The organism is Herbidospora sp. NBRC 101105, assembly GCF_030269205.1.
Classification (GTDB): Bacteria; Actinomycetota; Actinomycetes; order Streptosporangiales; family Streptosporangiaceae; genus Herbidospora; species Herbidospora solisilvae.
Genome location: NZ_BSSX01000002.1, coordinates 153628 through 166556 on the forward strand (window position 1 = coordinate 153628; position 12929 = coordinate 166556).

Annotated in this window: 14 protein-coding genes; 6 read left to right on the plus strand and 8 right to left on the minus strand. The window is 71.5% G+C overall.

The features are described from left to right. Nucleotides 1-544: 544 nt before the first annotated feature. Complete coding sequence (locus QSK34_RS09765) at nucleotides 545-1180, plus strand: GOLPH3/VPS74 family protein (RefSeq protein ID WP_285582376.1); 636 nt, start codon at nucleotides 545-547, stop codon at nucleotides 1178-1180. Here QSK34_RS09765 and QSK34_RS09770 read toward each other — a convergent pair. Continuing rightward, nucleotides 1177-1764, minus strand: a complete 588-nt coding sequence (locus QSK34_RS09770) for an Rv1733c family protein (RefSeq protein ID WP_285582378.1) — start codon at nucleotides 1762-1764, stop codon at nucleotides 1177-1179. The two genes, QSK34_RS09765 and QSK34_RS09770, sit on opposite strands and share 4 nt — an antisense overlap. A gap of 100 nt (nucleotides 1765-1864) precedes the next feature. On the opposite strand from QSK34_RS09770, the gene QSK34_RS09775 reads away from it, so the two are divergent. Continuing rightward, nucleotides 1865-2491 (plus strand): hypothetical protein, encoded by a 627-nt coding sequence (locus QSK34_RS09775; protein WP_285582380.1) that lies wholly within the window; start codon nucleotides 1865-1867, stop codon nucleotides 2489-2491. Here the strand turns inward: QSK34_RS09775 and QSK34_RS09780 are convergent. Both QSK34_RS09780 and QSK34_RS09785 read right to left on the minus strand, forming a co-directional pair. Further along, nucleotides 2478-3506, minus strand: a complete 1029-nt coding sequence (locus QSK34_RS09780) for a mechanosensitive ion channel family protein (RefSeq protein WP_285582382.1) — start codon at nucleotides 3504-3506, stop codon at nucleotides 2478-2480. The genes QSK34_RS09775 and QSK34_RS09780 overlap by 14 nt on opposite strands. A gap of 36 nt (nucleotides 3507-3542) precedes the next feature. Further along, nucleotides 3543-4469, minus strand: coding sequence for a Bug family tripartite tricarboxylate transporter substrate binding protein (locus tag QSK34_RS09785; protein WP_285582384.1), 927 nt, complete (start codon nucleotides 4467-4469; stop codon nucleotides 3543-3545). A gap of 129 nt (nucleotides 4470-4598) precedes the next feature. Between QSK34_RS09785 and QSK34_RS09790 the strand changes: the two genes are divergently transcribed. The 3 genes from QSK34_RS09790 to QSK34_RS09800 are packed head-to-tail and all read left to right on the plus strand — an operon-like array spanning nucleotide 4599 to nucleotide 6492. Beyond that, entirely contained in the window at nucleotides 4599-4997 is a 399-nt protein-coding gene (locus tag QSK34_RS09790; protein ID WP_285582386.1) for a GntR family transcriptional regulator, read from the plus strand. After that, nucleotides 4994-5872 carry an ABC transporter ATP-binding protein gene (locus tag QSK34_RS09795; protein WP_285582388.1) on the plus strand — a complete coding sequence of 293 codons (879 nt, stop codon included), beginning with the start codon at nucleotides 4994-4996 and terminating at the stop codon, nucleotides 5870-5872. Before QSK34_RS09790 ends, QSK34_RS09795 begins: the two co-directional genes overlap by 4 nt. Beyond that, on the plus strand, nucleotides 5869-6492 hold the full coding sequence (locus QSK34_RS09800; protein ID WP_285582390.1) for an ABC transporter permease: 624 nt from the start codon (nucleotides 5869-5871) through the stop codon (nucleotides 6490-6492). The genes QSK34_RS09795 and QSK34_RS09800 overlap by 4 nt, the downstream gene beginning before the upstream one ends. Here QSK34_RS09800 and QSK34_RS09805 read toward each other — a convergent pair. From QSK34_RS09805 to QSK34_RS09815, 3 genes are all read right to left on the minus strand, one after another. Then, a complete protein-coding gene (locus tag QSK34_RS09805) occupies nucleotides 6489-7394 on the minus strand; it encodes an aldo/keto reductase (protein ID WP_285582393.1) in 906 nt (301 codons plus the stop codon). The genes QSK34_RS09800 and QSK34_RS09805 overlap by 4 nt on opposite strands. A 34-nt stretch (nucleotides 7395-7428) precedes the next feature. Continuing rightward, nucleotides 7429-8769, minus strand: coding sequence for a GH12 family glycosyl hydrolase domain-containing protein (locus tag QSK34_RS09810; RefSeq protein WP_285582394.1), 1341 nt, complete (start codon nucleotides 8767-8769; stop codon nucleotides 7429-7431). A gap of 82 nt (nucleotides 8770-8851) precedes the next feature. After that, nucleotides 8852-9385: a TetR/AcrR family transcriptional regulator gene (locus QSK34_RS09815; protein WP_161483998.1), complete on the minus strand. Its 534-nt coding sequence runs from the start codon at nucleotides 9383-9385 to the stop codon at nucleotides 8852-8854. An 86-nt stretch (nucleotides 9386-9471) separates the two neighbouring features. Here QSK34_RS09815 and QSK34_RS09820 point away from each other — a divergent pair, with 86 nt between their 5' ends. Continuing rightward, complete coding sequence (locus QSK34_RS09820; RefSeq protein WP_285582397.1) at nucleotides 9472-10845, plus strand: MFS transporter; 1374 nt, start codon at nucleotides 9472-9474, stop codon at nucleotides 10843-10845. On the opposite strand, the gene glmS is transcribed toward QSK34_RS09820, so the two are convergent. Further along, nucleotides 10832-12649 carry a glutamine--fructose-6-phosphate transaminase (isomerizing) gene (gene glmS, locus QSK34_RS09825; RefSeq protein ID WP_285582399.1) on the minus strand — a complete coding sequence of 606 codons (1818 nt, stop codon included), beginning with the start codon at nucleotides 12647-12649 and terminating at the stop codon, nucleotides 10832-10834. The genes QSK34_RS09820 and glmS overlap by 14 nt on opposite strands. 5 nt (nucleotides 12650-12654) lie before the next feature. Then, on the minus strand, nucleotides 12655-12918 hold the full coding sequence (locus QSK34_RS09830; RefSeq protein ID WP_285582401.1) for a hypothetical protein: 264 nt from the start codon (nucleotides 12916-12918) through the stop codon (nucleotides 12655-12657). Nucleotides 12919-12929 lie beyond the last annotated feature (11 nt).

Consider the following 12929-nt stretch of genomic DNA (forward strand, 5'->3'; position numbering starts at 1 on the left):
CATCATCGAATTCGCTCGGACGTGGAGATGATCACGAAGGGACGTTAACAAATCATCCGGCAAATCGAAATATTGACAATTTCGACATGACTTTTGATATGACCGACAAAATCTGCCGATTGCCGACAAAGACCGCCTATTCATCACCCGGACCGATCGGCCGGCCCCGAGGGGCCCACTCTCCCGCCATGACGGCAGGTCACTGACCTGGGCGGCAGCCGGCCGGAATGAAATGCCGCCGCACTCTTCAGGTGGGTTCCTCCGAAACCGAGATGGACATTCTGTCGACAGCCGGGCCTCAGCCGGAAATCGCCCTGAAGGATAATCCGTTCCGTCCATCCGCGAGATCGCGGACCGGGATATGGGCCCGTACTGCCCGTGGCGGGCCACGTCGGTCGATGGCCACCGTCAGCCGGTCCGGCACCTGGATCCGCAGGCCCACGAAGACAGCCGGTCACCTCTCCGGCCTCAACGGCCCGCGAAGGCGGGTCGAGGAGCGCCTGAACCCCGCCACGCGCGGCCGGCCGGACGTCAGACTTGGGACATGGACCTGCTGTTAGCGGAAGAGCTGCTCCTGCTCGCCTACAAGTCCAACGGCTCGCCTCTCGTCGAGCTGGAGAGCCTGGACTACCTGCTCAGCGCGGCCGTGCTCGCCGAGCTGGCCGTCCGGGGGCGGCTCGTGTACCGGGACGGCCGGCTGGAGGTGACCGACCCCACGCCGGTGGCGGAGGACGAGCTCGACCGGACGCTCGGACGGCTGGCGGCCTTCGAGGAGGCGCCCGGGTTCGGCGACTTCTGGACCGCGATGTACACGCCCGACCGGCGGGCGCGGCTGCTGCGCAGACTCGCCGACCGGGGCGCGATCACCCATGAGAGACGCCGCCTGCTCAAGCTGATCAGGTACGAGGTGTTCCCCGAGGCGGATCCCGCCCTGCGGACGTCGGTCCGCGAACGGGTGCGTGACGTGCTGGGCGGCGCGGAGCCCGACGCGCGCACGGTGGCGCTGATCTCACTGGGGCACGCGGGCAAGGTGATCCAGAGGGCGTTCCCCGGCACCGGCCGCAAGCGGGCCGCCGAGATCGCGGCCCGGGACCCGATAGGGGTCACCGTGGCGGCGGCGTTCAAGGCCGCCGTCTCCGAGCACATCGCCAAGGTCGCCACCGGAGGGGCGGCCTCCTAGCGCCCGTTGATGCGCCAGGTCGGCTCGACGACCGTCCAGGCGTCGGCCCACTCCCGGCGGACGCGGCGCCACACCAGCAGCCGGGTCACGCCCAGCAGGGCGCAGCTCGCCACGATCATGGCCAGCGGCACCCCGGTGCCCACGGTCAGCGCGGCGACGACGGTGGTCTCGCGGTCGCGTGGGCGCTGCACGGGCTCGCCCTTGGCGTCGGTGTAGATCGTGATCTTCTGGCCCTTCATCGACAACACCGGGGCCTGGACCAGCCCTTGGTGATCTCTGCCGTCGGAGCCCTTCCAGGCGGCCATGACGGTCGCGGTGGCCGGGCCGTTCACGGTCGCGTGCACGCGCGCGTCGTCGAGCAGCGTCGCCTCGGTGGCGTGCCGGGCACGTGCCTGTTCTTGCTCTGCGCGCACCCCCTCGCCGTAGGCCTTCATGCCCAGCATCAGCCCGCACACCACGGCGGCGAGCGTGACGAGGACGACCAGCCGGCGGACCGCCGCCTCGACGCGGTCGCACGGGCGGCGCAACGGGTTCCGGTCGAATCCCAGCCAGCGCCGGAACCGGACCACAGGATTTGCAGCCATCTCCCCACCTCTAGGGATCCCTACCACTTCACATCCGGTTTATGCCTATTTCCGGACATGTGACCTGGGAGTTCGGCCGCCGGGCGTTACGCTCGGGGGCGTGCGTTCAGCCCTCATCGTGCTCCCGGCCCTGCTCTTACTCGCGGCCTGCACCAAGCCGGTGCCCAAGCCCATCCCCGGCACCGAGGTGCCCGAGGGTTTCCACCGTGTCGGCGGGGTGGCCACCGGCGTCTCGATCGGCGTGCCGACCGCCTGGAAGGTCGTCGACCTGTCGAAGTCGGGCTTCGAGGAGCAGCTCGCGGCCACCGGCCTCACCGGCGCGGCCCTCGACCAGGCCAGGCAGGGCCTGAAGGCCCTGCAGAGCGCCAAGGCGGTGTACGCCCTCGACCCCGCCAGCCAGAAGGAGTCGAAGCAGGGCTTCGTCACCAACCTCAACGGCTTCTGCCGGCCCAGTGTGGGCGGCTCCAACGAGGCCCTCCAGCAGCAGGCCGAGCAGCAGCTCGCGACCGTCGGCGCCACGGTCTCCGACGCGGGCGTGGTCAAGATCGGGCCCGCCCAGGGGGTGCGCATCCGCTACACCCTGAAGATGCCGGCCGGGCCGGTCCAGGGCACCCAGTACTACGCCCATTCGGGCAAGGGCACGACCTGCGTGGTGACCCTGACGACCGACCTGCCCGGCAAGGAGACCCTGTTCGAGCAGATCGGCTCGACGATCAGGCCTCTGTGACCCGCAGCCGCGGCAGGCTCTCCGGGTAGTTCTCCCTGATCCAGGTGACCAGGTGTTCCCGCACGTCGCACCGCAGGTCCCAGGCGCTGGCCGAGTCGGCGGCCGACATGAGGGCGCGCACCTCGACCAGGCCGCCGGGGGTGATGTCGGTGACCTGGAGGGTCCAGTCCTTCTGGTCCCAGAGCGGGTTGTCCTTGATCGCCCGGTGCAGTTCGGCGCGCAGTTCGGGGATCGGCACCGTCCAGTCGACACGGAGGAAGACGGTGCCGAGGATCCGGCTCTCGTGCCGGGTCCAGTTCTCGAACGGGTTGTTGGCGAAGTGGGAGACGGGCAGGATCAGCCGCCGCTCGTCCCAGAGCCGCAGCGACACGTAGGTGAGGGTGAGCTCCTCGACCCGCCCCCACTCGCCCTGCACCACCACGACGTCGTCGAGCCTTATGGCGTCGGAGAAGGCGAGCTGGAGCCCGGCCAGCAGGTTCCCCAGGGTCGACTGGGCCGCGATCCCGACCAGCACCCCGGCGATGCCGGCCGACGCGAGCAGCCCCGCTCCCAGTGCTCTGACCTGCGGGAAGGTGAACAACATGGCACCCAGGGCGAGCACGATCACGACGGCGGCGCAGACCCGCCGCACCAGCTCGATCTGGGTCCTGATCCGACGCGCCCGCCGGTTGGCGTCTCCCTCGACGCGCACCAGCCGTTCGAGCACGACGTCGGTCACCGCGTAGGCGGTCTGGATGACGAGCCAGGTGGCGCAGAAGATCAGCGCGATGGTGGTCAGGTGGCCGACCCAGCCTTCGGCCTCGGGCGGGATCAGGCCCCGGTCGTAGACGGCGGCGGCGGTGGCGAGCGCGGCGGTCACGAACCCGGGCCAGGTGCAGCGCCGGACCAGCGGCCCGGCCAGGGCCCAGCGTTCCCCGACGAGCCGTGAGCGCAGGATGCGGCGGACCAGCTCGACCGCGATGAGGGCGGCGAGCACGGCGATGGCGAGGGAGATCCAGTTCCATGCTTCCGTCACGGACTGAGACCACCACATTTAGGGCTTTTTGTCAGATTATTGCTTGAGGCCCAGGTCAGTGAGGACGTCGCGGGCCCGTGTCGACTCGACGCGGAGCCAGTCGTCGAAGTCGGGGCCGTCGAGGTAGAGCTGCGCCCAGCCGTGGCGGCGGCAGGTGGCCGACCACTCGGCCGAGCCGCCGACGCCCCGGCAGACGTCGAGCAGGTGGTCGCGGTCGTCCTCGCGGAGGGACTCGGAGGCCAGCAGGCCGCGCCAGTCGGCGTGGACGAGGCGTACCCCCGACTCCATGAGGGTCGGCGCGTCGACCTCCGGCAGGCGCTCGGGCGACGAGACGGCGAGCGCCCGGACACGGCCCGCGCGGATCTGCGGCGCGAACCGGGCGACCCCGCCGACCCCGGCGGCGACGCGGCCGTCGAGGAGCGCGCCGAGGAGGCCGTCCTTCTCCGGGAAGGCGGCGTAGTCGACCAGGCGCGCGTCGGCCCCCAGACCCTTGGCGAGCAGGCCGCACAGGACGTGGTCGGCCCCTCCGTGGGCCCCGCCGCCCATCAGCACCGAGCCGGGGTGCCTGCGCAGGGCGGCGGCCAGCCCGTCGAAGTCGCGCAGGCGGGAGCCCATCGGGGCGAGGACCACCGACCACTCCCCGGCCATCCGGGCGAGCGGGGCGGTGCCCGCCGTGTTGACCAGCGCCGGTCCGGCGACCAGAAGCCGGCCGCGGCTCGCCCCCTGGGTGAAGTCCTTGATCGACGTCCTGTCGCCGTCGCAGGTGGTGACGACGGCGGCGCGGGCCAGGCCGCGCCGGGTGACGACCCTCCGCAGCTCCTGGGCGAAGAGGTCGTCGTGGCCGCCCACGACGGCCGGCACGACCAGGGAGAGCGGCACGCCCAGTGGACGTGGGTCAGCCCCGCAGCCGGCGGCCAATGCGGCGAGCCCGGCTCCCCACAGGAGGAACTCCCGACGCCGCACTCCGCCCTCCCCTCGGTCGTACACGTTGAGCATATGACTAGTTACATGGAGTTATGCCACCGGGGTCCGGGTTGACGGCGGAGCTCTCCATCAATTAACTAATGCATTAGTGGAATGATGGGAGCGGCGTTGATCGAGTTCTCTCTCGACAAGAGGTCGGGCGTGGCGACGTACATGCAGATCGTGCAGCAGGTCGAACAGGCCATGCGGCTCGGCCGGCTGACCCCCGGCGACCGGCTGCCGACGGCGGCCGAGGTGGTGGGCCGGTTGGCGATCAACCCCAACACGGTGCTGCGGGCCTACCGCGAGCTGGAGTCCCGGGGGCTGGTCGAACCCCGTCCGGGCCTCGGGACGTTCGTGCGGCGGTCGCTGGCCCGGCCGCGCGACCCCGTGCTGGAACAGCGGCTGGCGGCGTGGGTGCGCGAGGCGCGGGCGGCGGGCCTGGGGCCCGACGACATCCGGGCCCTGGTCGAGTCGGCCCTGGTCGGCGGACTGGCCGGCGGACTGGCCGGGGAGGCGACGGCATGAGCGGGGTGCCCGCTCTGGAGGTGACCGGGGCCGGCTTGCGGTACGGCCGGACCTGGGCCCTGCGGGGCTGTTTCGCCAGTGTGCCGCAGGGGCGGGTGGCCGCGCTCGTCGGGCCGAACGGAGCCGGCAAGTCGTCGCTGATGCGGCTGGCCGTCGGGCTGCGCAGGGCGGACGAGGGCGAGGTGCGCGTCTTCGGGCAGCCGCCGCGGGGCGCGAACCTGCCCCGGGTGGCCTTCGTCGCGCAGGACAAGCCGCTCTACCCCGAGCTCACCGTCGCCGAGACGATCAGGGCCGGGGCCGGGCTGAACCCCCGCTTCGACGTCCAGGGCGCGCGGAGGCGGCTCGACGACCTGGGCATCCCGCAGCGGAAGAGGATCCGCCAGTTGTCCGGAGGGCAACGGGCCCAGGTCGCGATCACGCTGGCCGTCGCCAAACGGGCCGACCTCGTCGTCCTCGACGAGCCGCTCGCCAACCTCGATCCGCTCGCCCGCCACGAGGTCATGGAGGGGCTGATGTCCGCCGTCGCCGAGCGGGGGCTCACCGTGCTGCTCTCCTCCCACGTCGTCGCCGAGCTCGCCGAGGTCTGCGACCACCTGATCCTGGTCTCCCGGGGACGGGTGCAGGTCGCGGGCGACATCGAGGAGCTGGTGTCCGCGCACCGGCTGCTGGTGGGCCCGTCCGGTACGGCCCCCGCCGGCTCCTACGACGTCATCGGCAGAAGCGACACCGAACGGCAGACGACCCTGCTGGCCAGGGTGCGGGGGCCCGTCCACGACCCCCGCTGGACCACCCGCGAACTCTCCCTGGAGGACATGGTGCTCGGCTACCTGCGTGCCCCCGAGGCCGTCCTGGCTCCCCGGCCGGTGGCGTTGTGACCTGGCTCGCGATCAGGCTGCACCGCGTCCGCATGGTCAGCATGGCCCTGGTGGTCGTGTTGTGGGCCGGGTTCGTCGCCGCCGAACGGCTCTATCCGGGCATCAGGGGCATCTCGGCCGGCCTGTTCCCCTACCTTCCCCTGGTCATGGGGGTGTTCCTGGGAGCGCCGCTGCTCTCGCGCGAGTACGAACGCGGCACCCACCAGTTCGCCTGGACCCAGTCGATCAGCCGCGGCCGGTGGCTGGCCCCCCAGATCGGCACCGCGGCCGTCCTCGCCCTCACCACAACGGGGCTGGTCACCGCGCTGATCTGGTGGTCGCTGAGCACCCTTCCGCCGGAGCTGACCGGCGCACTGCCCTTCACCTGGGCGCTCTTCGCGCTGGCCCTCGGCGCCTTCTGGAGCGCCGTCACCCGGCGGACCACCGTCGCGATGGGGTCGGCGTTCTTCGGCGTCGCCGCCTGCCAGCTGATGGCCGAGGGGCTGCGCAACCGGGCCGCCCGCGAGCTCGGCTGGTCCTCCGCCGCGCTGGGCGCGGCGGAGGCCGCGATCACGGCCGGGCTCGCGGGCGTGCTCGTCGCGGGCGCGTGGTGGTTCGTCACGCGCCGCGACCCGGGCTAGACGTCCAGCGCGGCCAGCTCCGCCGCCCCGAGCCGCGGCGGGTCGAGCAGCTCGTCGAGCTGGGCGACCGTGGAGGGCCCGATGATCGGGCTGACCCCCTTGGCGAGCAGCCAGGCCAGCACGACCTGGTTCCGGGTCGCCCCGAGACCGTCGGCCACCTGGGCGAGCGCGGCGAGCCTCCGGGTGGTGTCCGGGTGGTCGTAGGCCTCGGGGAAGGGGCGCTCCGGACGTACATAGGAACCCGAGATGAGCGGGGTGTAGGCCCACAGGTCGAGGCCTTCCGAGGCCACGTAGTCGAGGGTCTCGTCGGTCACCCACGCGAAGCGGTGGTTGACGCCCTCGACCCGGGTCCAGGGCCGGGGGGTCAGGTACGAGTAGCGCAACTGCAGCGCCGAATAGGGGGCGCCCAGGGCGCGGGCGCGCTCGACCCGCCACGTGGGGTGGTTGGAGACGCCGACGCGGCCGGTGAGGCCGTCGGCGACCAGGCCCGCGAGCGCCCCGGCCGTCTCCTCAAGGGGGACCGACCGGTCTTCCATGTGGGTCCAGAAGAGGTCCACGTGGTCGATCCCGAGGCGGCCGAGGCTCAGCGTGAGCGCCTCCTTGAGGGCCGGGGCCGACAGGCCCTCGCGGCTGGCGGGCCACTCCCCCGGGCCGACCGGCTCGGCCCCGGCCTTGGTGGCCAGGGTCAGCCGGTCGCGCAGGCCCGGACGGGCGGCCAGCCAGCGGCCCAGGAGCCGCTCGCTCTGGCCGCCCCGGCCGTCCGGGTCGTTCCAGAAGGCGTAGCAGTTCGCGGTGTCGATCACCGTGCCACCGGCGTCGACGAAGCGGTCGAGCAGCGCGAACGACGTGCGTTCGTCGGTCAGGGTGCCGAAGTTCATGGCCCCGAGCACGAGAGAGGTCATGCCTTGAACCATGAACCCTGGAGTGCACTCCAGGTCAAACCTGCGTGCACCCGGGGATCGTCGGCAGCGGGCTGCCGGTGGCCGGCCGGTTGGCCTGGAAGCCGAACGTGGTGCTCTGACCGGCGGGGACACTGGCGTTCCAGCTCATGCCGGTCAGGGTCACGTTCGAGCCGCTGACCGAGAGCTGCGAGCTCCAGTTCGAGGTGATCTGGTGGCCCGAGGGCAGCGTGAACGGGATCGACCAGTTGGTCGCCAGGCCGTTCAGGGTGAAGTAGGCGACGTAGCCGGGGCCCCACTGGTCGAACCGGACCGTGCAGCCGCCGGTCTGGCCGCCGCCCTGGGTGGTCACGGAGACGGTGTTCGACTGGCCCGACACGTTCCCGGCCGCGTCGTAGGCCGTCACGTAGAACTGGTAGGTCGTCGAGGCGGCCAGGCCCGTCGCGGCGTAGGAGGTCGAGGTCGAGGTCGCGACCTGGCTGAACGACCCGCTGGTGCCCTGCCGGCGGAAGATCCGGTAGCCCGCGACGCCCACGTTGTCGGAGGAGGCGTTCCACGACAGGTTCGTGCCGCTCGCCGTCAGGTTCGAGGGCGCGCTCGGCGCGGTGGTGTCGGTGGGGTTCTGGCCGCCGCTGGTGGTGTAGGTGAAGTTGTTCAGCGTCAGCCCGGCGCCGCCCACCCACGGCTCGAACCCGGCCTGCACGCTGGTCAGATACCAGGAGCGCTGCGCGTAGCCACGGTTGACCGCGTCGCTGTAGAAGGTGTTCACGGCGAAGTCGATCGAGGAGGCGGCGGAGGTCCGGACGTACGAGATGACGTTCCAGCCGATGTTGCCGAACCAGACCTGCCAGGTCCCCCCGGCCAGGTTCACGGTGCCGACCTGGCTGCCGACCGGCTGGACCGAACCCCGGTGGTTGAGCCAGATCATGATCTCCGCGCCGGTGTTCTGGCCGTCGGTGCGCGGGGTCGGGTCGAACCAGATGTCGTAGGCGGCGTCCCACGTCCCGGTCGACGGGTAGCTCATGCTGACGCTGGTCCGGACGTTGCCGAAGTTGCCCGAGCTGGCCTGCATGGGCAGGTTGCTGCCGGTCGAGCAGTTGGCGTAGTGGCACCCGGCGTAGATCGCCGGGTAGGAGGCCGGGGCGCCGTTGGTGGCGTTGTTGTGGTTGGCCGACTGGATGGTGAAGCCACCGGCCTGGTTGACGTCGATGCACTGGGAGGTGCTGGCGCCCCACACGTTGTTGATCACAACGTAGCGGCCCGACTGGACGGTCGTGGAACCGTACTTCTCGCAGATCACGGGTGCGGCCTGCGCGGGGGTGACGCCGAAGAGCACGAAACCGCCGAGCAGCGCCGCCACGAGGGCGATGCGTCTCATGCCACGGACGCTAGGACGGGCCGGGGAAGCCTCCTACGAAAGCTCGTAACGTAACGCGGTTACCTGCGAAAACGCCTGAAACTTACACCAGCACGCCTTCTAGGAACAGGTCGAGCAGGCGCTCCTGCCGGACCGGGTCGCTCTCGCACGCCCACGCGATGCCGTGGACGATCGTCGCCAGGTCGGCCTGGGTGAGGTCGGGCCGCACCGCGCCGGTCTCCTTCGCCCTCCCCAGCAGGTCGTGGGAGACCGAGAAGAGGGCCTCGCACTGTCCGTGCAGGGGCGACTCGGGGTTGTTGACCGCCACGGCGAGCTCGGCGGTGAGCCCCCGGGTGGCGGTGATGTGGTGGAGCTGGGCCAGCAGCCACTCGCGCAGCGCGCGGCCGGGGTCGTCGCACGTCAGGTCGCGCGCGGTGGCCGCCATCGCCTCGAAGCGGTCGCGGAGCACGGCCAGGATCAGGTCCTGCCGGGTCGGGAAGTGGCGGTAGAGCGTGCCGACGCCGACGCCCGCGGCCTTGGCGATGTCCTCGAGCGACGCCTCGGTGCCCTTCTCGCCGAAGGCCGCCCCGGCCTCGGTCAGCAGGCGCTCGTAGTTGCGGCGCGCGTCGGCCCTCACGACAACTCCCTTGCGTAAGCGGAGGCAGCCTCCGTATATTTACCGGAGTCGGCCTCCGATTATTTTATCGCCTGAAGGGCCTCCCCATGAACCCTCGCCAGCGCGTCACGCTGCTCGTCATCGCCCTCGCCCAGCTCATGCTGATCCTCGACGGCACGATCGTGACCGTCGCCCTCCCCGGCATCCAGGAGGAACTCGGTTTCAGCCCCGGAGGCCTGTCGTGGGTGATGAACGCCTACATGCTGGCCTTCGGCGGCCTGCTGCTGCTCGGCGGCCGGGCCGGCGACATCCTGGGCCGCCGCCGCGCCCTGACGGCCGGGGTGCTGATCTTCACCCTGGCCTCGCTCCTCGGCGGTTTCGCCCCCGGCCCCGAGGCCATGATCGCCTCCCGGGTGCTCCAGGGCGTCGGCGGCGCCCTGGCCGGACCGGCCGGCCTGGCCCTGATCACCGGCAACTTCCCGCAGGGCCCGCTGCGCGACCGCGCCATCGCCGTGTTCACCTCGGTCGGCGCGGCGGGGGCCGCGATCGGGCTGCTCGCGGGCGGGGTGCTGACCGACCTGGTGTCGTGGCGCTGGGTGATGTTCGTGAACGTCCCGATCGGCCTGGCCATCCTGGCGCTGACCCCGGTCTTCGTCCGCGAGACCGACCGGGTCCCCGGCCGCTTCGACCTCGCCGGAGCCGTCACCGCCACGACGGGCTCCTCCGGCCTCGTGTACGGGCTGGTCCGCGCCTCCGAACAGGGCTGGGACGACGGGTGGGCGCTGGCGTCCCTGCTCGGCGGCGTGTTGCTGCTGACGCTGTTCGTCCAGGTCGAGCGGCGGGCCGCGCAACCGGTCATGCCCCTGGGCCTGTTCGCCGAGCGCTCCCGGGTGGCCGGCTATGCGGCGATGCTGCTGCTCCCGGCCGCGATGATGGGGACGTTCTTCTTCCTCACCCAGTTCGTCCAGCTCGAACTCGGCTACTCCCCCATGCAGGCGGGCCTGGCCTTCCTCCCGCTGGCGCTGACCATCCTGGCGCTGTCGCAGCTGGCGGGCCGGATCCTGCGGGTGGTCCGGCCGCACACCGCCGCCGTCGCGGGCATGCTGCTGATCCCGGTCGGCCTGGTGTGGTTGTCGCGCATCGACGCGACGACCTCCTACTTCCCCGGTGTCTTCGTGCCGCTGGTGATCATGGGCGTGGGCGCCGCGGCGGCCCTGGTGGTGATGAGCATGCGCATCATCAACGGCGTCCGGGGCGACGACGCGGGCGCGGCCTCCGGGCTGCTCCAGGCGATGCAGCAGATGGGCGGGTCGCTGGGGCTGGCGGTGCTGGTGACCGTCCACGCGTCGGCGGGCCTGACGGCGACGTTCCTGACGGCGGCGGGCTTCTCCCTGCTGTCGCTGCTGGTCGTGACCGTCCTCCGGCCCCGGCAGACGATGCCGGAGCCGGAGAACGCGGCCACCGCGGTCACTCGACGGTGACGCTCTTGGCCAGGTTGCGGGGGCGGTCGACGTCGCGGCCCAGGGCCACCGCCGCGTGGTAGGCGAAGAGCTGGAGCGGGATCGACAGCAGGATCGGGTCGAGCTCGTTCTGGTTCTTCGGCACGATGACGCAGTCGTCGGCCTGGTCGGTCTCCCGGTGGCCGACCATCAGGATGCGGCCGCTGCGGGCGCGGATCTCGCCCAGGGTGGTGAGGTTCTTGTCGAGCATCTCGTCGTCGGGCACGATCGCCACGGTCGGCATCTCGGGGCCGATGAGGGCCAGCGGGCCGTGCTTGAGCTCGCTGGCCGGGTAGGCCTCGGCGTGGACGTAGGAGACCTCTTTGAGCTTCTGCGCGCCCTCACGGGCGACCGGGTAGCCGCGGACCCGGCCGATGAACATCATCCCGGCCGACGTGGCGTACTTGTGGGCCAGCTCGCGGATGTGCTCCTCCTGGGTGAGGATCTCCTTGATCTGCTCGGGCAGGGCGCGCAGGCCCTCGCAGATGCGGCGGCCGTCGGCGGGCGACAGGTCGCGCACGCGGCCCAGGTGCAGGGCCAGCAGGGCGAAGGCCGCCGCCGTGGAGGTGAACGCCTTGGTCGAGGCGACCGAGACCTCGGGGCCGGCGTGCAGGTAGACGCCGCCGTCGCACTCGCGGGCGATGGCCGAGCCGACCGTGTTCACGATGCCGAGCACCCGGCCGCCCTTGCGCTTGAGCTCCTGGACGGCCGCCAGGGTGTCGTAGGTCTCGCCCGACTGGCTGATGGCGACGTACAGGGTGTCGGCCTCGACGACGGGGCTGCGGTAGCGGAACTCGGAGGCCGGTTCGGCGTCGGCCGGGATGCGGGCGAGCTCCTCGATGAGCTGGGCGCCGATCTGGCCCGAGTAGTAGGCCGAGCCGCAGCCGATGATCTTGACGCGGCGGAACGAGCGGGTCTCGCGGGCGTCCATGTTCAGGCCGCCCAGGTGGGCGACGTGGAACCGGTCGTCGAGCCGGCCGCGCAGGGTGCGGGCGATCGTGTCGGGCTGCTCGGAGATCTCCTTGAGCAGGTAGTGCTCGTAGCCGCCGGTGTCGTAGTGGCCGGTGTCCCAGTCGACCGTCAGCGGCTGCTTGGCGGTCTCGCGGGCGTCGCCGCCGAAGGTGTGGAAGCCGTCGGCCTTCAGCACGGCCAGCTCGCCGTCCTCCAGGTGGACGACCTGGCGCGTGTAGCGGACCAGCGCGGCGACGTCGGAGGCGGCGAACATCTCCTTCTCGCCGATGCCCAGCACGATCGGGCTGCCCAGCCGGGCCACCACGACCTCGCCGGGGCGCTGCGCGTCGACCACGGCGATGCCGTAGGTGCCGACGACGCTCTTCAGGGCCCGGCGCACCGCCTCCTCCAGGGAGTCGGCCTCCTCGACGGTGCGGGCGATCAGGTGGGAGAGCACCTCGGAGTCGGTCTCGCTGAGGAACTTGACGCCCTCGCCTTCGAGCCGCTGCCGCAGTGCGTCGGCGTTCTCGATGATCCCGTTGTGGACGACCGCGATGCGCTCGTCGCTCGACAGGTGAGGGTGGGCGTTCACGTCGCTCGGCACGCCGTGGGTGGCCCAGCGGGTGTGCCCGATGCCGGTCGTGCCCTTGAAGCGGGCCGGCACCGCCGCCGCCAGGTCGGCCACGCGGCCCTTGACCTTGCGGGTCTTCAGCGCCCTCGACGCGACGACGGCGACGCCCGCGGAGTCGTAGCCGCGGTATTCGAGCCTCTGGAGCCCCTCCAGCAAGATGGGCGCGGCGTCCTTGGGCCCGACGTAGGCCACGATTCCGCACATAGAGTTCACCCTCCGTAGATGATCCGGCGGAGCTGGCGCTGTGACAGCTCCGGTGCCGCGACCCGGCGCGCGGGCAGCTCTGCGGCCACCCGGCGGAAGATCTCGTCGTTGCCGAGCCCGCGTGCCCGCATTTCGGCATGCCTACGCCTGACGAAGGCCTCGGCCGTCTCGCCGAAGTAGCTGAGCACGTCGGCGACCACCCGCGCCGCCTCACCCGGGCCGAGCGAGGTCGTCCGCATGAGGTGGGCGATGAGGTCGTCGTACGGCACAGAGATGGACC

Bases quoted from the DNA above. Each gene is read 5' to 3' on its own strand.
- QSK34_RS09770 (WP_285582378.1), bottom strand. From the start codon at position 1,764: ATGGCTGCAAATCCTGTGGTCCGGTTCCGGCGCTGGCTGGGATTCGAC.
- glmS (WP_285582399.1), bottom strand. From the start codon at position 12,649: ATGTGCGGAATCGTGGCCTACGTCGGGCCCAAGGACGCCGCGCCCATC.
- QSK34_RS09795 (WP_285582388.1), top strand. From the start codon at position 4,994: ATGAGCGGGGTGCCCGCTCTGGAGGTGACCGGGGCCGGCTTGCGGTAC.
- QSK34_RS09820 (WP_285582397.1), top strand. From the start codon at position 9,472: ATGAACCCTCGCCAGCGCGTCACGCTGCTCGTCATCGCCCTCGCCCAG.
- QSK34_RS09765 (WP_285582376.1), top strand. From the start codon at position 545: ATGGACCTGCTGTTAGCGGAAGAGCTGCTCCTGCTCGCCTACAAGTCC.
- QSK34_RS09805 (WP_285582393.1), bottom strand. From the start codon at position 7,394: ATGACCTCTCTCGTGCTCGGGGCCATGAACTTCGGCACCCTGACCGAC.
- QSK34_RS09810 (WP_285582394.1), bottom strand. From the start codon at position 8,769: ATGAGACGCATCGCCCTCGTGGCGGCGCTGCTCGGCGGTTTCGTGCTC.